This is a genomic window from Pandoraea sp., from assembly GCF_004297875.1.
Classification (GTDB): domain Bacteria; phylum Pseudomonadota; class Gammaproteobacteria; order Burkholderiales; family Burkholderiaceae; genus Pandoraea.
The window spans coordinates 41,892-65,426 of record NZ_SCSK01000051.1; the positions used below are offsets into that span (position 1 = coordinate 41,892).

Genomic DNA, 23,535 nt, shown 5'->3' on the forward strand with positions numbered 1-23,535 from the left:
GCGCAGTCGATGACGTCGCGGGATAAAGAGGGGCGGTTGCAGTTGGCGCGATCGAGAGGTCGCTGCGGCCCATCGGTCGGTTCCGACGGGCTCCCACTTAGCGAGGAGACAATGATGCATCACTCAAGGCCTACCCATCCCGCCCGTCTTGCCTGGCTGTGGCGGATCGTTGCGACGCTGCTGCTGGTGGCCGCGCCGTCGTTCGGCTTTGCTCAACAGAAATTCACCGACTGGGGCTGGCCGTTGCCGTACCAGCAGATTTCGCCGCAATCGGTGCAATGGCTCAAGAGCCAGGGCTGGTGGCCGCTGAAGATTGCCTATCAGGCGCCCTGGTCGGGGCAGAATACGATCAACATCGTGATGGATCGCATGGGCCTGCTCAAGAAGCGCGGACTCGAGACGAAATTCCAGGCGTTCGCCTCAGGGCCGGCGATCAACGAAGTGATCGTCTCGGGCCGCTTCCAGGCGGGCAGCGGCGGCAATTTTCCGTTCACCTCGCTGATCGACAAGCGCATTCCGGTCAAGGCGATCGCTATCGAGAGCCCGAATCTTCTGCACGCGCTGGTGGTGCCGAACGACTCGCCGCTGAAAAGCTTCAAGGATCTCAAGGGCAGCAATCCGCCCGCGGCGATCGGCCTGGTGACAGGCTCGTCGGCCGAGTTCTACGTGCAGATGGCCGCCGAAGTCAATGGCGTGAAGATCGGCAAGGACATCATCCTGAAGAACATGTCGCCGGGCGACCAGATGGCAATGCCCAAGGGGCTGGCGGCTGTCGCTTCGTGGGACCCGACGCCGACCATGATCGTCAACGAGCGCAAGACCGGACGCATCATCGACTCGATTTATCCTTACAACATGTATGAAGGGCAGTTCTATGTACGTGAAGACGTGATTCAGCACGCGCCCGATGTCGCGCAGGCTTTATCCGACGCATTCGTCGAGGCGACGCTCTGGACCCGGCTGCATCCCAGGCAGGCCGCGCAGTTGATGAGCGAGGATCCGCAGTTGAGGAATTATTCGAAGACGTTGCTGCTGCAGCAGATCGAGGCCTACAACAACCTCTACAAGCCGACCTACGTGTACCCCAATGGCGCGTTCTGGGGCGCGGCCAACGAGACGATCTTCAAGTGGCTTTACCAGAACAAGCGTATTGAACACGCGCTCACGGCCAAGGACTTCGAAGCCGCGGTCGACCCGCAATTCATGAACAAGACGTTCGAAAAGCTGGGCTGGGCGCGGCCTGCGCAGCCGCCGTTCATTCCGGCGCATTGGAGCGGCTCGCCCGACAAGATTCCATATCCGGCTTATGAAACGCCACAGAATCTCAAACAGGCACAAGTGTTTCCGCAGCCCGGCGACTTGACCAAGCCGTGGATGTTCGACGGCAAGCAGTATGCGCCGTGACGGATCGCGGCTCGGTTCGCGCCCGGTCGACGGGCGCGGCGGTGGATTCGTATCGGCAAGGAGGAGACATGGATATGGTGCAGCAAGCAAGCCGTAAAACCGTCCGCGCTGCCACGCCCCCGCAAGAGGCGCTGGCGGCGCGCAAGCCGCCGGGCATGGTGGCGCAGATTGCCCGCAGGCTGCGCCGGCTGATTCTGCTCGTGCTGTTGCTCGGGGTGTGGGAGTATGTCAGCCGGGTGGTGCTGAGCGATACCACGCGCACGCTGTTGCCGCCGCCTTCGGCGGTGGCCCGTGCCGCGCTTGAGCTGATCAAGTCGGGCGAGCTGTGGCAGAACCTGCGCGATAGCGTGCGGCGCGAGCTGATGGCGTTCGCCTGGGCGACCATTGCGATCCCGATCGGGATCGCAATGAGCTGGTGGCCGTGGGTCGAGGAGCAGCTCGACCCGGTCTTCGAAATTCTGCGTCCGGTGCCGCCGCTGGCGTGGATTCCGCTGTCGATCCTGTGGTTCGGCATTGGCGACACGCAGAACGTCTTTATTATTTTCCTGGCCATTTTTTTCCCGATCCTGCTCAACACCATCACTGGCGTCAAGGGAATCGAGCCCAACCTGATCCGAGCAGCGCGCTGTCTGGGCGCGCCGGAGTGGAAGATACTCTGGCGTATTGCCCTGATGGCGGCGCTGCCGCAAATCATGACCGGCATTCGCATCGGCCTGGGCGTCGGCTGGATGGCGCTGGTGGCGGCCGAGCTGGTGGGAGCGATCTCTGGCCTGGGCTTCATGATCAACGACGCCCGGACGGTACTGCGCACCGATTATGTGATCGTCGGCATGGCGACCATCGGCCTGGTCGGGTTTGTGATGGATCGCGTCATACGCGTGGCGATGCGGCGCTGGTTGCCGTGGTCGCGTTCGGTCGGGCGGTGAGCGACGCGGTCGCAGGAGGAGGGAAGGCATGAGCGAAGTGAGCATTGCCAATGTGTCGAAGGTCTATCCGGGCCACGGCGCGCAAGATACGTCGGTGCTTGCGCTGGATAACGTCAGCTTCAAGGTCAGGGATCATGAGTTCTGCTCGATCCTCGGCCATAGCGGTTGCGGCAAGACCACGTTGCTGAACCTGCTGGCCGGGTTCGAGACGCCCTCCGAGGGCACCATCGCCGTGGACGGACAGTCGGTATGCAAGCCGGCCTGGGAGCGCACCATGGTGTTCCAGGACTACGCATTGTTTCCGTGGATGACGGTGGCGCAGAATATTGCCTTCGGGCTGGAGATGAAGCGGGTGCCGGCACTGGAGCGAGGCGATATCGTGCGGCGCCAGATCGAGCTGGTCGGTCTGGCCGGGTTCGAGGGGCGATATCCTCATCAATTGTCGGGCGGCATGCGGCAGCGCGTGTCGATTGCGCGCGCGCTGGCGGTCGACCCGCATGTGCTGCTGATGGACGAACCTTTCGCCGCGCTGGATGCGCAAAACCGTGCATTGATGCAGGAAGAAATGGGGCGCCTGCTTGCTTCGAGCGACGTGCGGCACCGCAAGACCATGGTGCTGGTGACGCACAGCATCGAGGAGGCGATCATCCTATCGGATCGCATCATCGTGCTCACGCGCCGCCCCGGGCAGGTCAAGGCCGATATCGAGGTCGACCTGCCGCGGCCGCGCGACGAGACCGATATGGCTTTCATTACGCTGAAGAAGCAGCTGAGAGACTTGATTCACGACGAGTTCGAGCAAGAGCACTGAGGCACGCGATACAAGGGAGCGATCGATGCAGCACGATTTGACAGATAAGGTGGCCGTCGTTACCGGCGCGGCACGCGGCATCGGCCGGGAGATCGCAACGCGTCTGACCGAGTGCGGCTGCGTGGTGTATGTCACCGATATCGATGGCGAGATGGCGCGCCGCACGGCCGCGGCGCTGGGCGCGCGCGCCCATGCGCTGCGCATGGACGTGCGCGACCGACCCGAGGTGCGCGCCGCGCTTGCGCGCATCGTTGGCGAGCGTGGCGTGATCGACGTACTGGTCAATAACGCCGGCTTGATGACGCAAGGACCGTTTGCCCGCACCGACGGCCAGGCCTGGAATGATCAACTGGCGGTCAATCTCACCGGCGTCTTCAATTGCATCCAGACAGTCGCGCCCGGCATGATCGAACGCGCCGGCGGAACCATCATCAATATCGCTTCGGTTTCGGCTGTCAAGGGCGGCGGCGCGGTCGGCAACGTCTGGTATGGCGCCACCAAGGCGGCGGTGGCCGCGCTTACCAAGGGATTGGCGCGCGAGCTCGGGCCGAGCGGCGTGCGCGTCAATGCAATCGCCCCAGGACTGGTGGAAACCGACATGGTGCGCGAATTTCTCACCGACGAGATGCGGCCGCGCATCCTCGCGCGTTTCCCGCTCGGGCGCTTGGCCAGCACGACCGACGTCGCCAATCTGGCGGTCTTTCTGGCGTCGGACGCCGCATCGTTCATCACCGGGCAGGTGATCGCTGTCGATGGCGGATTCCTGGTGACTTGACGGTTATGCATGCTGCCATGCAGGCTGGCGCAAAAGGCGATCCATGGTTTCTCAGATTCTGGTGATATCGATGTTGATTGCCGGCGCCGGGGGGCTGATTCGCGGCATAACCGGCTTTGGCGGCTCGCTGGTGATGACGCCGCTGTTGACGCTGATGTTCGAGCCCAAGCTGGTGGTTCCAACCGTGCTGCTGCTCGAGGCGTTCGCCGCCGCGCCGATGTTGCGCGACGCGGCTCGCTTGGCGCACTACCGGGTCATTGCACCGATTTGCCTGGCCGCGTTCGTCACGCTGCCGCTGGGCGGTTACGTGCTGGTGCATGCCGATCCGCTCTTGCTCAGACGCGGCATTGCGGCGATGGTCGCGCTGTTTTGCGTGCTGCTGCTCAGGGGCGTGCGTTACCGGGGCGCCCGCAAGCTGGGTACTTCGATCGGCTTGGGGGCTTTATGCGGCGTCTTGCTCGGCGGCACGGGGATCGGCGGGCCGCCGGTCATTTTGTATCTGCTGTCGGGCCCGGATTCGGTGGTGGTGACGCGCGCGAACCTGACGCTGTGCGTGGTGGCCATCTCCATCGCCGCGCTGCTCATGCTCTGGGTGCGAGGCGTATTTGCATTGGGCGGACCGCTCTCGCCGCTGGCAATGGCGCCATGCTTCTATGGCGGCATCGTACTGGGATCGCAATTATTTCGACGTTTTAACGAAACGCGATTTCGGCAATTTACCGTGCTGTTTCTGTTGCTGGTGTCTGTGGCCGCGCTGTTTGCGCGATGACCTTGCGTGCCGGCCACGATATGAGCGTTTGAAAATCAATCACTTAACCGTGAGATATGGCGTCGTTTGTTGAATTCATGTCCGTGCTGACCTAGAGTGGCGCTAAGCTTTGCGAAGCGTGCGTGCCACGCCAGATGCGAAGACGATTTCCCCCAGTACTGCCCGATCGACCCGCCCGCCGGCATTGCCAGGCGGGTTTTTTTTTTGCCTGCGTTGCACCGAATGAAATGCATATATCGATGAAATACTTTTTTGAAATATTGACCAGGAAGGGGTTGCCCAAATGGTCGAGCACTGCCTGTCTGGCGGCGTTTCTGTTGCTTGCCCTGAGCATCTGGGCGCCTGCGGCGCGGGCAGTCACGGCGCATATTTATACAAGCGAATACGACACCAAGCCTGACATCCGCGATTCGATACCTTTGCACGGCTCGTGTGAAAAGGGCTTTTTGGAAACGCGCCAACGGGCAACCTGGTATATCGAACTCAAGCGACCCAATGGCTCGACGTCGGATCATCGCCTCGCCACCAGCACCGACACGGCATGGCTCGACAACGCGAAGATATCTCCGTCAGTCAATGTATTCGGGCGGCCTGGGGATCGGATCCGCTTCAGGTTTTACTGCCAGGGCACGTCGGGCACCGACACAGCGCACACGCCTTATCTCTATTTAAGAAAGATTGGCGCCTCCGTGAACCAGGGCGACGTGACGATTCCGTACAACACGTCGCAGATGACTTTGAGCGGCTACGCGTATGACGGCGCGCAAGGCGTCGCGGTTTATCACGGAAACCACGAACTGGAGCGCTTCGAAGCGCCTGCAAACAGCGCCCGTTTCTCGGGGATCCTGGATATCAGCGATGTGCCGATTGGCGGGTCATGGAATCTCGACATGTGGGCATATGCTTCATTACCCACCGGCATGCATTGGCGAAAGATTAAAACGATCAAGATAACGAAACAGCACATTCCGCCGCCACCACCCAAGCCGACGCTGATTTCACCGGCCAACGGCTCATGGCATAACCCCAGCAGCGAGGTGGTGGTGACCGGAAAGACGACCCATTACGCCATTGGGGCCTTGGTCAGATGGGAGCGCGTGACCGAGCCGACATTGCAGCGCATATGGGAGATTCCCGTCACGCCCGACGGCAACGGGCATGTCGACATAGCACTCATTGAGTCGGCCCAATGGAGCGACGGCGAATACAGGTTTTCTTTCGCGACCCAGCGCGAGGGCGGTCATTACGGCGAGTACACCGAATGGCGGACGATCTATGTCGACCGCACGGCGCCGACGGTGTCATGGGAAGGCAGTCCGGCCGACGGTGCGATCGTCAAGGATCTTGTGATCAAAGGCAAGGTTGCCGACACCGGCAGCGGTCCGGCGCGCGCGGAACTGCAGCTCAAGGCGGGCGATGGCGCATGGCAGGCGCCGGTGAGCGCCGCGCTGAACAGCGACGGTTCGTTCAGCCACAACTTCAACGTCAGCGCCGAGGGAGCGTATCAAGTGCGCCTGCGGGGCATTGACAAGGTCGATAACGTCAGCGCCTGGAGCGAGACGCGCACCTTCGTCGTCGATCGTACGGCGCCGGTGATCACGATTGCGAGTCCCTCCGACAATAGCTGGTATGACGGCGAGCGCTTGCGCGTGATTGGCCGCATCGAAGATCCGGTGTCCGGCGTCGGCAAGGTGTGGCTAGGATCGTGGCATGCGGGGCAGGGATCGTACTACCAATGGCATGAGGTGTCGCTGAGCGCCGATGGCGTGCTCGATGCCACGCTCACCGGTCTTGGGGGAAAGGATTTGCAGATCGCTGTTGGCGCGGAAGATGGCGTGGGCAACATTGGCTATGTGCCTGGCCCGTACTCGACAAGCACGGGGCTGCATGTCAAGGTCGACACTGATGCACCCACGGTGGCCTGGCGATCTGGCCTGGCGACCGGGCAGACCACCTGGTTCAAGTCGACGCGGGTGACGCTGGGCGGCACTGGCACCGACAGCAAATCGGGCGTGGCCAGTGGGCAATACCGCTGGCGCAATACGGCGGTTGCCGGGGCGGCCTGGACCGAATCGGCGGCACTCGCGGCAGGTGCTGACGGTGCGTTTGCCGGCACGCTGTCGCTGCTCGAACAAGATGCCGCCTACGAAGTTCAACTGCGCGCGACCGACCGCGCCGGCAACGTATCGGCCTGGAGCGGCTCGGCCTTCGTCAAGGTCAAGACCACGGTGCCGGTGGTGGCTTGGGCCGACAGTAACGCTATCGAGCCCGGCAGCGACAGGATCACCGTGCGTGGGCGGTTGAGCGACGCGTCTCCAACGCTGGCCAACGTGAAGATTGGCTGGGGGCGCGTGATCGACCCGTGGCAGTACGTGAGCGTAAAAGCAGGGGCGGACGGCAGTTTCAGCCACACCTTCACCGGCTTGGTGCCAGGCACCCATTACGAGTTCAAGCTGCTGGCTACCGACGCGGCGGGCAACGCGGCGCAGCCCACGGAGCGGCGGCGCGCCTGGACCTGGCAAGCAGCGAGCGAAGTGTTCGACCAATTCACGCTGAGCCCGGAGGCGCATCAGGACGTTGACGGATCCGGCGGCTTCACCCCGGGCGACAAACTTGTTTACCGCCTGCGCTTCGTTGCGGGGGTTGATATCAAGAACTTTCAGGTGTCGCTGACGTTGCCTGAAGGCGTCGCTACCGACCGCAACCCCGGCAGCCGCGTACAGATCAATCCGGCCACGCGTATCGACACGTCGCATGGCTATCTGATCACGCACCGGCTCAATCAGAGCTGGCAAGGCACAAGCGGCGACGCCGCGCTGCTCGTGAAGAAAGACGGCTACGGCTCGCCGGACTTGAAGAAAGGCGATGTCGTCGTGCTCGACATTCCAGTCGTACTGCTCGATACGGCGAAGGGGACTCTGAGCGCGCAGGCCCGCGCGTGGTCGGGGAGTAATCCGGCAATTGTCGGCGAGGAGTCGGGCAGTGTGGACGTGGTGATGCAGGCCGGCGGTTTCCCGGTTGCCAAAGCACTCTCGGCCAGCATGGCGACGGAAGGATTGCCCGATGGACTGACGCCGCTGGGAACGCCGTTCACATATGTGGTGACGCTCGCCGCCGAGCACTGGCCGATGCGCGGCGCGCAGCTCAATTATGTGCTGCCGCGTGGCCTGCATCGCAACGGCGCGCCGAGCTTCGACAGTCAGAGTCATCTGCAGCAAGGCTTGAACGCAGACTGGGAGGGTACGCCGGCCAAGGCTAACTTGCTCGGTGGGACTGCGGCGCTGGCCGCGGGGCAGCGCGCCGTGCTGCGCGTGCCGGTCAAGCTCGACGGTAACGAAGTAGGGGATCTATGCAGCGAAATCCAGGCGGGGGCGGCCACTGTGAGCGGCAATCTCTGGTTAGGTCACCGGATCGACGTTGAGCTGGTCGACGAGGACTTATCGATTCATTGTCCCAAACCTCATTAGCAATGCGACGGGTGAACCCCGCGTGATACCTCGGTCTTTGTTCACTCCAGCCAACGGCGCGTCCGTTGGCTTTTTTTTTGCGAGGAGCCATGTCTGAACCTGTCTCAACTTTGAAAGCTGCCGCCCTGTTGGCCGGCAGCGTTGGTGTGGCCAGTTTTTGGCCAAGCATTGATGGCAACGCGCTGATCGGCGCGTTTGCCGGAGCTGCGGTCTTTGTGCTCCATCGGCGCGAGCAACTGCTGGTGGTGCGCCTGTTGCACTTCTGTGCGTCGGTGGCCATCGGCTATCTGGCGGCGCCGGAACTGCTCGATCACTTGCCGGTGCGCGAGTCGGGCGTGAGTGCCGCCATTGCCGCGGCTTGCGCGGTCACGCTGATTCGCGCGCTGATCGACGCGCTTGACAAATGCGATTTGGCCGCGCTGTGGAACACCGTGCGTGGGAGGAGGAAATGACCGACGCGACAAATGCTTTGCTGTTGCTGCTCAACGGCCTGGTGACCGGGGCCTCATGCTTGCGCCTGCTGTGCTACCGCCGGCTTGGCGCGACGTTTTGCCGGGGTAAATCGCTGCTGGCATACGCGCTGATCGTCACGACCGGCACGGTGTCACTGCGATGCTTCTTCGGCTTATATCACGGTGAGGTCGACTTTGCCGAATTTGCCATCAACGTTGTGCTGGCGGTCGCGATTTTCCGCGTGCGCGGCAACGTCGCGGGGTTGTTCCGGCCAGCTCGGCATCCCAACGGCGGCCCGTGACGTGCCGGCTCTGATTTGCCGGACTGCAATTTATCTCTTTGACCAGGAATCCACCAACATGGAAAAACAAACCCATCTTCAATTCACCAATGGCACGCCAGCCCAGGAAAAATGGCTGGCAAGCCGGCTCAAGCAATTGAAAATTCAATCGGTATTCGATGCCGCCGGCGTCTCGCGCGAGCGCTTTGTAATGCGTCACGGCGCGACTGTGGGCGAGCAGGTTGCTGGCGAGATTCATGACGCCTCGCTGGCTCGCGCCAGCGTCCTGGCCCGCCATCACTGCGAGCAGGTGCTGCATGACTCGCATGATATGAACGGCGAGCATGCGCCCGCGGCCACCCCGGCCGGCACGCCATCGGGCAAACCGGCGCGCAGCGCGATTGGTGCGGCCGTGGCAAGCCTGTTCGACGATCTGCCGACCTACGACGCGCTCTTCAAGGAAGCGTGGGCGAGCCTGTGCCGTCCGGGGACGATCGAATCGCTCGATTCCCCAGTCGCCTACCTGACCGACTTGTACAAACTGGTCAAGCAGATCGAAGCGGACGCGAGCCCTGGAGCGATGCTATTGAAACAGCGTCGGCCGGATTTGGCGGATTTGCAGCTCGACGATGACGCTGCGTATCGCGAAGTGCCGACTCTCGACCTGGTGAACCGCATTTTGCGCAGCGCGATCGACTCGGGATCACAAAATTTCGAGTTGCAGATCTCGGCACACGCCTCGTTGGCTACGACCCGCTATCCGTTCAATTTGCCGTTCGACTTGCCCACTGAGCAAATCCATCGCGGTCTGCGAAGCTGCCGCATGCGCTGGGGCGATCTGATCCGGCAGGCAGATCCCGGCTTGCCGGCTTTCGTGCCGGCAAGCCGGGCCGGGGCGACGATGCCGCATGCGCAGCATGTCCATCCGCGGGCATTGCAAGCTTATAGCGGTTTTGCCCCCGAGCAGCAAAAGCTGCTGGCCGAGTCACCCGCGTTCGCCACCGGGGCGCTGCTTGCCTCGCCCGGAGCAACGTTGATCAGCCCGGACGTGATTGCGATGCTGCCTTGGAGCGGCGACGAAACGCACGCATATCGCTGCGCGTTTCGCGTGCCCCCGCAGGCAGGCGTCACGGTGCCCGGCGGCGAGAATCTGAACCAGATCATCGCTGGCAAAAGCAGCCAGACCTACAGCGTTATCGCAGTGACGTGCCAAGCCATCGACGCGCAAGGCAATCTGCATCCCGACGACACCGCTCAGGTCACGCTGCACGTGAGCGCACGCGAGGGCGACCTGGCGCGCCCGGTGAACAATGCCAATAGCCGCAAGGGCAAGCCGTATCAACGCACCCTGGTGCTCGACGTGCAAAGTATCGCCGGACACAAGGCTGGACAAAGCTACGTCGGGTCGATCCGCTTCATCGCGCAGCAATACCAGGGGCCGTCGTTTGCCGAGATGACCTACGGCATCGTGATTGCCGGCAAGCAGGGCGATCCGACGCTCAGGGCGGCGCTCGATTATTGCGAACGCAATTATGGCTACCCGCTGGTGCAAAGCGGCTTGTCGACCGGCACCCACACGCAGATCGACGTCGCTGCCTTGTGCCAATCCACCGGACTCTCGCGTGCCGAACTCGACCGCCTGTTGTGTGTGCACGAGCATGCCCCGCGGGTATCGCCGAACTGCGAAACACCAAACCGGATTTTCAGTAACGGCCGCGCCGCTGACCCGTTCCCCGCCCCATATCACTACGGCGCCGTGTATTTGCATGGCGGTTTGTGCCGCAGCATCAAGACTGGCGGCACTGACGCCAAACCAGTACTCGAATGCGGCGCGCATGGACTCGATCGCCTCAATCGCCTGATACGGTTGCAACGCTGGCTCGGTTTGGCGCCCGACAAGGTCGATCTGCTGCTCAGCGCCATCGCCCGCGCCGAAGGCGAACATAACCTGGCGCTTGCCGCCAATCGGAACACGGTGCGCGCGCTCGGCTTGTTCCGCTACTTGCACGAGACGCACGGGGTCGAGCCTGATGCTTTCGCGGCGTTCATTCACCAGATTTCGCCGTTTGCGGTAGGCAGCGAGGTGCCATTTTTCGATCGCGTCTTCAATGCCGTAAAAATATTCGACGCACCGCTGGTCCTGGATGGCAAGCCGTTTAACGCGTCGGCGGCCGACGGCGATGATGCGCGCACCATCAAACAGTTGTGCGCCGGGCTGGGCATTGCCGAGACAACCTTCGCGCGGCTCGCGCCGCTGGTGCGCGATGCGCAGCAAGGCACCGGCGAAATGACTCTGGCCCCCGATCATTTGCGGCGCTCGCTGCCGGTGGTCTCGGCGTTGTATCGCTTGGTCGCCGTGCCGCGCCTGTTCGGTCTGAGTCCCGAGGCCGGGCTGGCGCTGCTCAATCTGATGGATGGTAACCGCGGCCTTTATGTCCATCGATTGGCCGGGGTTCCGGTCATTCATCCGCTCGACGCCGCGGGGCGGCCGCTCGATGCCGACGCGCCGGATATTCTTGACGTGCTGCTGGCTTTCGAGGCCGCCGCCGAATGGCTTCGCGAGCAGGCCGAATCGACGCCCGGGCTCAATGCCGAGACGCTGGCTGTGCTGCTCAAGGACGACGTGCCGACGCTCACGATCACGCCGCGTATTAATGCACTGTTCGACAGCTTGGCGCAGCTGGTGCAAAGCACGCTGGCCGACGACGCTTATCTGGCCCGTCACGGCGTGCCGGCGGTCGACGTGAATAACCGCCCGATCGATTGGGCAGGGCGCTTGACACAGGTGCGAGACGTCAACGGCGCCATCTTGCCGGCCATGCGCAGCGACGATGCATTGGCGTTGCAAGTCGACAGCGCCTTGGTCGCTCTCGAAGCCGGCGAGCCGATCGCAGCACTGCGCGCCAGATTGCTCGAATGCTTAACCCAGGCGCGCAACAGCCAGATGCAGGCCGTCAGCGCGGTGCTGGCCAAGGAAACCACGGTCGCCGGCCAAATGCCGCCATTGCTGCTGCGTTGGGTCGGCAGCGACGAGCACGCCGTGCTTGGCGCCGCGTTGCATCATGCGGCGGGCCATCGGGCCCTGCCGGAGCACCTTGCGTTGCTCTACAACGTCACCCGCCATGCCGCCGTCGTCAATCTTTTCAAATTGAGCGCTGCGGCCGTGACGATGCTGCTCGAGCGACCCGCATGGTTCGGCATGCAGGCACGTTCATCCACAACGGGGCCATCGCTGACGCTGGCGCTGTGTTACCTGCTGAGCCGCTATACCGCGCTGCTGGCCGCCACGCCCCAGGATGAAGACCACGTGCTGGCATATCTGGCACACGTCAACACCGCTGAGTCCGCATCCGGCAGAGCCGCCAGCCAGAGTGCCGCCTCGCATCAACTGCTGGCGGATTTGCTGGCCTGGGACGCATCCGAGACCGCGCGCGCCGCGCAGCTTTTCGAGGGCGGACAGGCACGCAGCCTTGCGCACCTCGATGTGCTGATGCGCATGCAGGCCCAAGCCTGTCAAAGCGGTCTGCCCGTCGATGCCCTGCAATTGGCAGCGGCCCTGACCCCCGACGGGGATTTTGCGCGCCGCCAAGCGTTCGGCAATGCGGTCATGTCGGCCGCGCGCGCCAAATCCGCGCAATAAGTTTCTGGACAAGGATCTATAACATGCAATTCAAGGCGCTTGAACACCAACTGCAAGAAAGCCAGCGCGACGCGCTGGTCGATTACCTGCTGGGCCAGGTCATCCGCAAGGATCCCCGGCTAGGCGAGAAAATCAAGACGGCAGACGACCTCTACGAGTATCTGCTGATCGATCCGCTGGTCTCGGGCGAGGTTACCACCAGCGCGGTGGCCGAAGCCATCGCCAGCCTGCAGCAATATGTGAACCGCATTGCGCAACGCCGTGAGCCGGGGTTATCGATTGCTTCCGACGAACTGGCGCAGTGGCAAGCCGGGCATGATCGATATGCGCTGTGGGCGGCGGGCCGGCAACTGGCCGTCTACCCCGAAAACAGTCTTGATCCGACGCTGCGCGGCGGTAAATCGGCGTTGTTCGTGGGACTCGAGGAGAACTTGCAGCAAGGCCGGCTTACCGAGGCCACTGTGCAAAAAGCGGTGCTTGGCTATCTCAATGAGTTCGAGGCGATCAGCAATCTCAAAATTCTTACCGCCTACCTCGCAGGCACCGATTGCACGAAAGACACCGTGTATATTCTTGGCCGCACGCGCACATCGCCTGCCACATACTATTGGCGCTCGCTCGACATGAGCCGCCGTGCCCCGACTACCGCGCGCGAGGCTAGCACTGGCGACAAGCTGGCCGCCAACGCGTGGAGCGAGTGGCGCAAGATCGATTTGCCGCTGGGCAGCGCCGAACACGATCAGGCCGTTCGGCCGGTAGTGCTTGGCAACCGTCTCTACCTGGCTTGGTACGAATTGACGAAACGGCGCGGCACTAACGGCAGCGTGGTTGGCGTCGACACAAAAATTCAGCTGGCTTTCCGTAAATTCGACGACAGTTGGACGATCGCGCACACCATCACCGTCGCGGACTTCGATCCGATGCATCTGGTTGCGCTCAAGTACCGCAATCTGGACGGTGTTGATCATATCTATCTGTGCGGTGTCGAGACGACCGATCCGATCGGCAATACCGATGGTACCCGCTGGAACGGCGTCAAGTTCGACACGCTGCTCAACGCGGCGCCGCTTGGCGCGTCCGATCGAGGCTGCGTGAGCCCTTACGTGATGAGCAATGGCTGGTTTGCGCCCTATTTGGTCCAGCAGGCCGCCGCGCAGGAGCACTGGCGCAACGACCTGTGCGGTCTGGTGCACGAACCGGCCGATCCGGCTATCGGGTCGATCCGCTATCTGCAAACACCGGACAAGCGTGATTTCATGCTTGCCACGCGCTTTGCCCGGCCGTTGATTCAGCGCGCCAACGCGGGGCTGGACCGGTTGTTCGACTGGAGCACTCAGGAACTTACCGAGCCGCCCTACAAGCCAGGCGCGTCAGCCGAGCAAATCGACTTCGACGGACCTTACGGCAAGTACTTCTGGGAACTGTTCTTTCACTTGCCCTGGCTGATCGCGCATCGCTGCAATCGCGAGCATCGGTTTGCCGAGGCGCGCCGCTGGCTGCATCGCATTTTTACGCCGCATCGCATCGGTGGACGATATTGGCAAGTGCGCCCGCTCGTCGATGCGCGCCAGCATGGGCGGCAGGGCACTGATCGCGTGTTGAGCGATCCGCACGAGATTGCGACCGCCGCACCGGTGCACTATCGCAAGACGATTTTCTTCGCTTACGTGAAAAACCTGATCGACCTGGGGGACGCCAAATACCGCGAGCTGAGCCGCGATGGCCTGAGCGACGCCAAGGGGTGGTACATGATGGCGCGCGATCTGCTGGGCAAGCGCCCCGATACGGCTGCGGCGCGGCGCTGGCGAGCGGTAACGCTGGCCGAGGCGGCTGCCGGCAAGAATCGCCTTCTGCGCGACGCCGAGACGCGCACGCATCTTGCCGCGCGGTCGCCGAGGCAGGATAGCGCGGTTGCAGATCCGGCCTTGTTTGCCCTCGATACCGGGGTGTTCTCGGTGCCGCGCAATCAGCAATTGTTGCAGTACTGGCAAATGATTGACGCCCGCCTGAACCACTTGCGTCATCACTTGACGCTCGACGGCAAACCACTTTCCGTGACGCTGTTCGAGCCGCCGGCCGATCCGGCCAGCGTGCTGGGCCAGCGCGGCCGCGACGCCGGCATTGGCCGCGGCAACTCGCTCGTGCCGCTGGCGGTGCCGCCGTTCCGCTTTCCGCTGATGATTACCAAAGCCGTGAGCGCGACCGATGCACTGATCCAGTTCGGCAATGCGCTGCAATCCGCGCTCGAGCGCAAAGACGCGGCATACCTGGAGCGCCTGCAGCATACCCAGCAAAGAGACCTGCTGACGTTCACGCTCGATATGCAACGCCAGACCATCGAGATGGGCAAGCAAACCCTGCTGGCGCTGCAAACCGGGCAAGCCGGCGCGGAACACCGGCAAAGCCATTACCGGAGCCTGGCCGACGAGAATATCTCCGATGCCGAAGTCGCTGCCATGGCGTTGCGGGGCACGTCGGGCGCCGTATCGGCGGCCGGCAGCGTGGCGTTCGCGGTCGGCAACCTGCTGGATCTGATGCCGAATACGTTTGGGTTGGCCAATGGCGGGATGCGTTGGGGGGGCGCGGGCTACGCCGTGGGCAATACGTTGTTCGGCACGTCGACCGCGCTTGCGACGGCGGCGGGAGTGCTGGAGAGCACCGAGCAATACCGGCGGCGCCGCGAAGAGTGGCAACTGCAATCCTCGCAAGCCGAGTACGACGCCAGGCAAATCGGCTTCCAGATCGCGGCGCAGCGCCAGCAGAATGCAATGTACGAGAAGCAGCTCGCGCAATTGCAGGCGCAGCAGGCGCAAATGCAAGCCACGCTGGGATTTCTCACCAGCCGCTTCACGTCCGAATCGCTCTACCAGTGGCTGGTCGGGCAACTCTGCGCGCTGTACTTCCAAGCCTATGACGCGGTCACCGCGCTGTGCCTGGCAACCGAAGCGGCCTGGCGTTACGAGACCGGCCAATTCAACGTGCCAGGCTTCATCCAGCCCGCTAGTTGGAACGATTTGTACTGTGGCCTGCTGGCCGGCGAGAAGCTCAAGCTCGGCTTGCAACGCATGGACCAGGCGTATCTCACGCGCCACGAGCGCAAACTGGAAATTGTCCACACCGTTTCGCTCAAGCAATGGATGACCCAGCACTTGGGTGAGGCGAAATGGCAGGAGAAGCTTGTCGAGTTGCGTGGCAAAGGCCGGTTGATATTCAGCCTGACCGAGCGCGATTTCGCACAGCGCTATCCCGGGCATTTCCTGCGCCAGATCAACAGCGTCAGCGTTTCGCTGCCTGCCGTGGTGGGGCCGTACCAGGACGTGTGCGCGACGCTCACGCAAACCGGCAGCGCATTCACCACGGCCGCCGACATCGAGGGTGTCAAACACCTCCTCGATCGCCAGAACGGCTCCCCGCTCAACGTCAAGACCAATCTGCGCGCCGCGCAACAAGTGGTGCTCTCCAGCGGCTTCGACGACAGCGGCTTGTTCGTGCTGAATTTCGGCGATGAGCGTTACCTGCCGTTCGAGGGCACCGGCGCGGTATCGCACTGGGAGCTGAGTTTTCCACATCCGACGCGTGCCGAGCAGGCCAACCTGCTGGCGAACCTGACCGACGTGATCGTGCGAATCCGTTATACGGCGTGCGACGGCGGACCGGCGTTTGCCAGGCAGGTCGACGATGTCGTCAAGCAAGGAGCAGGCGCATGACATTCCAACATCCGCAAGTCAGCGTGCCGGAATTGTCGTTGCCCAAGGGCGGCGGCACCATTGCCGGCCTGGCGCGCGCCATCGATAGTGTGGGCATAAGCGGCGCGGCGTCGATGTCGGTGCCGCTGCCAATCTCGCCGGGGCGGGGTTTTGCCCCGTCGCTGGGCTTGAACTATCAAAGCAGTGCCGGCAATGGCCTGTTCGGCATGGGCTGGCACGTCGGGATTCCGGTCATCGCGTGCCGCACCTCGAAAGGGGTGCCGCATTACACCGACGACGACGAAATCCAGGGGCCCGGCGGCGAGCCCGTGGTGCGGGAACTCGACACGAACGGTCAGCCGGTTCAATACGTGGCCAGCAGCCTGCTGGGCCGGCCACTGGGCGGCCGCCAGTTTACGGTGGCGCGCTTCGTGCCGCGCGTGGCGGGTGATTTTTCGCGCATCGAACGCTGGACGCCGCGCGATGGGGCCGACCGCGCCGAGGGGGCGCGCCAGGCCGCGGCCTTTTGGGTAGTGCACGGCAGCGACGGCACGCTGCACCTGTACGGGGTGAGCGCCGGCGCGCGTATTGCCGATCCGGCCGATCCGGATGTGCGGGTGGCGCGCTGGTTGCTCGAGGAATCGGTGTCGCCCACCGGCGAGCATATCGTCTATTGCTACGCGCCTGAAAATGATGCCGGACTTGGCCAGGCCGATCTGCAGCGTGACCACCAGGCCAACCGCTACTTGCAGCGCGTGTGTTACGGCAACGTGACGGCCGCCGAATTGCCGTACCTGCTGACCAACGCATTGCCTGATACCTGGCATTTCGAACTGGTGTTTGACTACGGCGAGCGGCCTTCTGCGCTTGACGCCGAACCGCCCTATGCCGCAACCGCCGTTTGGCTGCCGCGGCAAGACCCTCACGCCGATTTTTCGGCCGGCTTCGAGGTGCGCACGCATCGGCTGTGCCGTCAGGTGCTGATGTTTCACAGTTTTCCCAATGAAGGCCTGGGCGCGAGTCCGGCGCTCGTGCAGCGTCTCGTATTCGAGTACGAGCAAAGCCCATACGTCACGCTGCTGCGCGCGGTGCGCAGCGTGGGCCATGGCCCGCAGGGCGCGAGCGCGACGCTGCCGCCGACGGAGTTTGTTTTTTCCGGGTTCGACCTGGCGGCGCTGTCGGCGGCCGGCTATCGTCCCTTCAGTGAGGCGCTCACAGGCCTGGACGACGGCCAGCGCTATCAATTGGTCGATCTCTATGGGGAAGGAATCGCGGGGGTCTTATACCGCGACCCGCAGGGCTGGCGATACCGTGCGCCAGTACGCAAGACCGGCGGGGACGCCGGCGCCGATGACGTAACCTACGACGTGTGGCAGCCGCTGCCCCATCAGCCGGTGGGACAACCGGCCGACAGCCGCGCGATGCTTACCGACCTGTCCGGCGACGGCCGGCTCGATTGGGTGCTCACGCAAAGCGGCATGGCGGGCTTCTTTACCCAGCGGCCCGACAAAACCTGGTCGGATTTCACACCGTTCCAGGCGTTTCCAAGCGAGTTCCTGCATCCGCACGCGATGCTGGCCAATCTGGTCGGGGCCGGTTTGACCGATTTGGCGCTCATCGGTCCGAACAGCGTACGGCTCTATGCCAGTCGCCGCGAATTGGGCTTTGCGCCGCCAGCCGACGTGCCGCATACCGGCACGGCCCTGCCGTTGGCCGGCGCCGCACACGATGAGGTGGTCGCATTTGCCGACGTGCTGGGCAGCGGCAACGCCCATCTGGTGAGGATTCGCCACGACGGGCTGACTTGCTGGCCGAGTCTGGGGCATGGCCGTTTCGGCCGGCCTATCGCATTTGCCGCGCTGCCTTTCACGTCCGACGAATTCGTCCCCAGCCAGGTATTCCTGGCCGATCTGGACGGTTCCGGCGCTGCCGATTTGATCGTCGCCAAAAGCGACGGGATATTGATTTTCAGAAACCGGTCAGGCAACGGGTTTGCCGCGCCAGCAACCTTGCCGCTACCCGAAGGCGTGCGGTACGACCCACTGTGCCAAATCGCCTTTGCCGATATCGACGGGCGCGGATGCGCGAGCCTGGTATTGAGCGTGCCGCATCAAGGACCGCACGGCAAGGCGCGTCACTGGCGCTATGACTTTGCCGACTCCAAGCCGTATTTGCTGGTGCGCATCAACAACAACCTGGGCGCCCGGACTCGCCTGACCTACCGCAGTTCGGCGCAGGAATGGCTCGACGAAAAACAGGCAGATCCGCTTGCGGTGTCGCGCCTGCCGTTCCCGATGCACGTCGTCTCGCGCATTACTCAGCAGGACGAAATCACCGGCAATACGCTCACGCAATGCGTGCGTTACCGCCACGGCTATTACGATGGTCGCGAGCGCGAACTCCGGGGGTTCGGTCTGGTAATGACGACCGACACCGAAGCGTTCGGCGCACCGCTCGAGCGCGACGCGAGCCGATCCGAGATCGGCGGTAACGTCGAGCCCGCGGCGGAGTTCGTGCCGCCGGTGCTGAGCAAGACCTGGTACGACACCGGGGCGCCGGACGCGGCGCGCAACTGTGGCGATTACGCGACCGGTGACGCAGAGGCGATCGCACTCGGCGGACCCCTGTTCCTGCGTTGGGACCCCGATACCGGGGAAGACGAGATTGTGCACGAACTCGACGAGGCCACGCGTGAGGACTTGTTGCGCGCTCTCAAGGGAACCCCGTTACGCACGGAGCTGTACGGTCTCGACGGTAGCTCAAGGCAACACGCGCCATATCAGGTCAGCCAGACGCGCCACGCAGTGCGTCTGGTGCAGGCACGCGGGGCGCAGCGCTATGCGGTGGCCTTGCCGCTCGCGCTGGAGAACGTCACGCTTGATTACCAGCGGTTCATGGACGACCCGGTGTGTGTCCATCAGGTGACGCTGGGGTGGGATCGCTGGGGGTTGCCTACGCATCAGGTCAGTGTGACCTATCCGCGCCGCTCCGGCGCGGCATGCCCTTATCCTGCCGATACGCCGGAGGCGGCGTGGTGGCATGATGCGCACGACCCGCAGCAGCGTCGCTGGCTGCTGGCCGAGACCCGCCAGTCTTGGCGGCACGTGTGCGGCCCGCACGCCTTTCGCCTGGGACTGGCAGATCAAGCCAGCAGTCATGCGCTGGCATATCCCGCTACCGGGGATGCCGTGCGAGTGAGCTACGAGGCACTGCGCGCGCCGGGCGGCTGGCTGGACCCGACGCGTGCCCGCGTGACGCTTGGCCGGCAAATCACGCACTACGTCGAGCGAGACGGCCAGCCGCTACCGGCCGGTCTGGTTGCCTGCAGCGAGAGCGCCGTGCTCGACGCGGACGCGCTGGCGCTTTATTGCGGCTGGCTGGATGGCGAGGCGCTTGACCAGGCGCTCACTCAGGCCGGTTTCGTGCCGATGTCAGCAGACTCGTCTCAGCGCAGCGAGAAGGCGCGCACGCCGGACTATTGGGCAGTGCGTGGCGGCATTTGCACCTATGCAGGGCCGGCTGGCTTCTACAGATTGCTGAGCGTGCGGCCCAATCGCAGCACCGGACCCAGCACGGTGCACTACGACCGCTACTGGCTCAATGTCCTTGCCGTGGAAGATCCGGCCGGATTGCGCAGTCACGCACGCTACGACTACCGCCGCATGAGCCCGGTGCGCGTGGAAGATGCCAACGGCAACGTGCACGAAGCGGCCTACGATTCGCTCGGCAGGCTCACGGTGGCGAGCTATCACGGCAGCGAAGATGGCGCTCCGGCCGGTTTCGCGCCGCTACGCGAGCATACCGCGCCTGCGCTGTCGCTCGACGCCGCGCTGGCCGCACCCGCCGAGGCGCTGCAGGGAGCCGCGTGCCTCTATTGTTACGAGGCCTTCAGTTGGATGACGCATCGCGTGCCGGTGCACAGCGCCGCGCTGGCGGCCGACCGGTACCCCGGCGATCCGGCGCAGCAAATCGCCGTCAGTGTGACTTATAGCGATGGCTTTGGCCGGGCGCTACAGACCAAGCAATTGCACGAACCAGGCGTATCGTACCGGCACGACGGACAGGGCCGCCTGCTGCTTGACGCCACCGGAGAGCCGGTGCAAAGCGAGGTCGCGACGCGCTGGGCCGTCAGCGGGCGAGTCGAATACAACAACAAGGGTTGGCCGGTACGGACTTATCAGCCGTACTTCATCGACACGCACGGCGTCGTCGACGATGCCGCATGCCGGCGTTTCGGCCATTGCGATACCTGCTACTACGATCCGCTCGGGCGCGCAGTCCGCGTGCGCAACGCCAACGGCCACTGGAGTCGCACGACGAGGCATCCGTGGTACGTGGTGAGCGAGGATGAAAACGACACCGCGCAGGAGGCCAAGTGATGGGCGCGGCATTCCTGGCGCGCTCGAGCGGAGCGCTGGCCGGCATCGATCGAGACAATGCGTGTGAGTCAATCACGCGGGAACGCCATCGTTACGACAGCGCGCGGCAACGCGTTTGCCAGACAAGCGGGACTGCGCGCGCTTGGCAGGGCGGCACGTTGAGCCTGCCAGGGCTGCAAATGACGCGGCACATTGCCGGGCGCAGGGACGCCGAACGCTGGGTGCGCTTGCTCGCGCCGGCCGCCGATCTGCTGCGGTGGCGCAGCGGGCGGCCGCCCGGCGCGACGCGCAATCATTGGCGTTATCGGCTGGTCGACCACCAGCGTTCGTCGACGGCCGAACTCGACGGCGCCGGGTGCCGGCTCAGTCGCGAAGAGTATTACCCGTACGGCGGCACGGCGGTCTGGGCGGTGCGCGACGTGACGACTGCGCACTACAAGGTACTGCGTTATGCCGGCAAGACGCGCGATGCGAGCGGCTTGCAGTATTACGGCCTGCGCTTTAGCGCGCCATGGCTGATGCGCTGGCTCAATCCCGATCCGGCCGGTCCGCTCGACGGTCTTAACCTGTTCGCCTTGGTGCGAGGCAACCCGGCGACGCGCCGCGATGCCGACGGCTGCTATTCGGGCGCCGATGACGAGTTCGAGGCGCACATCGGCTCCGCCGGACGCTTCGCGATAACGGCACGCGGGTTGGCCGAAATCCGTGACAAATACCCGATTTTGGCAGGTGCATTGATGTACAACCTGGCGCTTGCCGAGAAGGTCGCAGGACATGCCGTGACGCAACTATCTGAAGCGTCGGCGGCCACGCATGGCGAAGCTTTTGCCGCAACGGCAGCCGGGCGCGTGCTCGACCGCGTGCTCGGCGGCGGTTATGCCGTCGAGTTTCTCGAACAGGCACGCGTGGCGTTTCGCGACGCGTTGGCGCAAACCCGCGACATGCTGCGGATCCATCGTGAAGCCGGGGGCGAGAAATTCGCCATTTATGTCGACGTCAGTCCGTCTCACGGGCACGCGGAGGTCATGATCAACGACCCGCATCAACGCATTTTCGTGAATGCCGCGACCGCCGACCACATGGGAGATCCCGTGATCGGTGCGATGGTGTTGCTGCACGAGGCGACGCACCTGGGTGCGCGGTCCGAGGATGTCTGGTACACGGGCGAGATCACCGGCGCCGACGACTTCAACGTCGCTCGCCAGTTGGATTGGTCGATCGAGGTAAGCGATGAGTTCGATCATGCATCGTTCGTGCATCGTGTGAGCGGTACCTGGGAGGTGACGCCCGCGACGCTTGCCGCCGCCTGGCAAGCGGTGAGCGGCGACGTGCAGACGCGCATTCACCTGCTGGTGCATAACGCGGACACGCTGATGGCGGTCGCGTTCGCGTTAGGACAGAGCCATTTACGAAACTTGCCGGAGGCATCATGAACCAGCGCTATCTCTATGACCATCACGCGCTGCGGGTCCGGCAGATCGGTGCGGGCCTCAGGGGGCGTCATCTGCCTGGGGTGGCGATGCGCGAGGAGGTTTACCGCCCCCGTGGCGGCGAAGCGTGGCTGGCAGTGCAGTGCGGCGCGGCGCGCCTGCTGCGCTGGCTGCGCGGCAGGCCTGCCGAAATGGCGCAAAACCACTGCCGATTCGCTTTGCTCGACCGGAACGGGTCCGGCACCTTGGAACTGGACGGTGGGGCACACATACTGACTCGTGAAGAGTATTACCCCTACGGTGGCACAGCGGTATGGCGAGCCCCGGATGCGCTGTCGGCGCGCTTCAAGCTGGTGCGGTACTCGGGCAAGGAGAGAGACCCGAGCGGTTTGCTGTATTACGGCTTTCGTTACAACGCGCCTTGGTTAATGCGTTGGCTGAACCCCGACCCGGCAGGCACGCCCGAGGGATTGAACCGCTTTGCGATGGTGCGAGGCAATCCGGTTACCGACGCCGACGCCCTGGGGCTATGGGGGGAGCGGGCACGTCAACAGCGCGAACTGGATATGCATCGCGAGCATGCGCGAACTTGGCTGGTCGACAACGAGCGCACCCGTGGGCACTTCGATCTGGTAGAGGGCGACCATCGCCTGCTGCGACTCATGGTGCGAGGTGAAGCGGCGCATATCGGCCGGCCACTGACGTTGTTCCAGACGCCCGACGCGTTCCTGAAAGATTTGGTGCGACGGGCGAGCGCCGCCGGCGATCTGCGCTATCAAGGGCTACTGATGCGTGCGGGGCACGTTATCGCTGCCGATGTGCGCAGGCACGGCGACGAACCGATCACTGCGCTGTTCATAGAGTCGCTCAAGACGATGAGGACCGGGGTGGGCCTCGATATGGTGCGCTCGCCGCGCTACGCGAGGCATTTTGTCGATCCGATGGTACCCGATGTGTCGGGGCGCGCCAGGGTGCCGCTGCGTCTGGCCGTGACGTTGCTAAACACCCAGAACAGTTTTCATAGTTGCGACATATTCGCATTGTTCGCGGCCTCGAAAGCTGCACGTCATACAGGCTCGCTCGATGCGATTCACGAGGCGATCAGGCAGGCGCCGCTCGATAAGCCGGCTTCGCCCACCGCGCTATGCCAGCAAGCCGCGCTGCCGGGCGGTGACGCGCCGATCTTCATGGTGTCATGGGAGGCGATGCCGCCGGTGTTCTTCAAGCACGGCCAGATTCGCTTTCAGTTGCAATTGGTCCAGCAGCGACACGATGCCGCCGTCAACCGCAAGGGGCAAACGCTGATGGAGCGCCACCTTAGCTATCGCGCCGATGAAGGTCATGCGCCCAGCACATCGATTCATCATAAACGGATGACTTATCTGCAGCGGGCGCAAGCGGCGCTCGATACATCGGATAACCATCACCGGTGCCTCTTGCAGTGAGCTTTACATGCCTGATGCCCCCGGGGCGGCAATGAGAAGTCCGCGCAGGGCTGGCTCTGGGCTAACCAAT

General features: G+C 63.6%; 13 protein-coding genes. All 13 read left to right on the top strand.

Translation table 11 applies throughout. The features are described from left to right. Nucleotides 1-111 precede the first annotated feature (111 nt). The 13 genes from EPN80_RS15825 to EPN80_RS15885 all read left to right on the top strand — a co-directional run bounded on the left by EPN80_RS15825 (nucleotide 112) and on the right by EPN80_RS15885 (nucleotide 23,465). The gene (locus EPN80_RS15825) at nucleotides 112-1,404 is read left to right on the top strand and encodes an ABC transporter substrate-binding protein (protein WP_293029309.1); all 1,293 of its coding nucleotides are present in this window, start codon (nucleotides 112-114) and stop codon (nucleotides 1,402-1,404) included. Between the two features lie 74 nt (nucleotides 1,405-1,478). Further along, nucleotides 1,479-2,330 (top strand): ABC transporter permease, encoded by an 852-nt coding sequence (locus tag EPN80_RS15830; RefSeq protein WP_293029312.1) that lies wholly within the window; start codon nucleotides 1,479-1,481, stop codon nucleotides 2,328-2,330. Between the two features lie 28 nt (nucleotides 2,331-2,358). Next, nucleotides 2,359-3,141, top strand: a complete 783-nt coding sequence (locus tag EPN80_RS15835; RefSeq protein WP_293029315.1) for an ABC transporter ATP-binding protein — start codon at nucleotides 2,359-2,361, stop codon at nucleotides 3,139-3,141. A gap of 25 nt (nucleotides 3,142-3,166) precedes the next feature. Continuing rightward, on the top strand, nucleotides 3,167-3,916 hold the full coding sequence (locus EPN80_RS15840) for a glucose 1-dehydrogenase (protein WP_293029318.1): 750 nt from the start codon (nucleotides 3,167-3,169) through the stop codon (nucleotides 3,914-3,916). 43 nt (nucleotides 3,917-3,959) lie between these two features. Then, nucleotides 3,960-4,685: a sulfite exporter TauE/SafE family protein gene (locus EPN80_RS15845; protein WP_293029321.1), complete on the top strand. Its 726-nt coding sequence runs from the start codon at nucleotides 3,960-3,962 to the stop codon at nucleotides 4,683-4,685. Nucleotides 4,686-4,924: 239 nt separating this feature from the next. Then, on the top strand, nucleotides 4,925-8,152 hold the full coding sequence (locus EPN80_RS15850) for a fibronectin type III domain-containing protein (protein ID WP_293029324.1): 3,228 nt from the start codon (nucleotides 4,925-4,927) through the stop codon (nucleotides 8,150-8,152). Between the two features lie 89 nt (nucleotides 8,153-8,241). Further along, nucleotides 8,242-8,604 (top strand): putative holin, encoded by a 363-nt coding sequence (locus EPN80_RS15855; protein WP_293029326.1) that lies wholly within the window; start codon nucleotides 8,242-8,244, stop codon nucleotides 8,602-8,604. Further along, nucleotides 8,601-8,906, top strand: a complete 306-nt coding sequence (locus EPN80_RS15860; RefSeq protein ID WP_293029329.1) for a phage holin family protein — start codon at nucleotides 8,601-8,603, stop codon at nucleotides 8,904-8,906. Before EPN80_RS15855 ends, EPN80_RS15860 begins: the two co-directional genes overlap by 4 nt. 58 nt (nucleotides 8,907-8,964) lie before the next feature. Further along, the gene (locus tag EPN80_RS15865) at nucleotides 8,965-12,525 is read left to right on the top strand and encodes a Tc toxin subunit A (RefSeq protein WP_293029332.1); all 3,561 of its coding nucleotides are present in this window, start codon (nucleotides 8,965-8,967) and stop codon (nucleotides 12,523-12,525) included. A 23-nt stretch (nucleotides 12,526-12,548) separates the two neighbouring features. Beyond that, nucleotides 12,549-16,232, top strand: coding sequence for a neuraminidase-like domain-containing protein (locus EPN80_RS15870; protein WP_293029335.1), 3,684 nt, complete (start codon nucleotides 12,549-12,551; stop codon nucleotides 16,230-16,232). Continuing rightward, nucleotides 16,229-20,590, top strand: a complete 4,362-nt coding sequence (locus tag EPN80_RS15875) for a SpvB/TcaC N-terminal domain-containing protein (RefSeq protein WP_293029338.1) — start codon at nucleotides 16,229-16,231, stop codon at nucleotides 20,588-20,590. Before EPN80_RS15870 ends, EPN80_RS15875 begins: the two co-directional genes overlap by 4 nt. Next, on the top strand, nucleotides 20,590-22,023 hold the full coding sequence (locus EPN80_RS15880; protein ID WP_293029341.1) for an RHS repeat-associated core domain-containing protein: 1,434 nt from the start codon (nucleotides 20,590-20,592) through the stop codon (nucleotides 22,021-22,023). Before EPN80_RS15875 ends, EPN80_RS15880 begins: the two co-directional genes overlap by 1 nt. Continuing rightward, nucleotides 22,020-23,465: an RHS repeat-associated core domain-containing protein gene (locus tag EPN80_RS15885; RefSeq protein WP_293029344.1), complete on the top strand. Its 1,446-nt coding sequence runs from the start codon at nucleotides 22,020-22,022 to the stop codon at nucleotides 23,463-23,465. Before EPN80_RS15880 ends, EPN80_RS15885 begins: the two co-directional genes overlap by 4 nt. Nucleotides 23,466-23,535 lie beyond the last annotated feature (70 nt).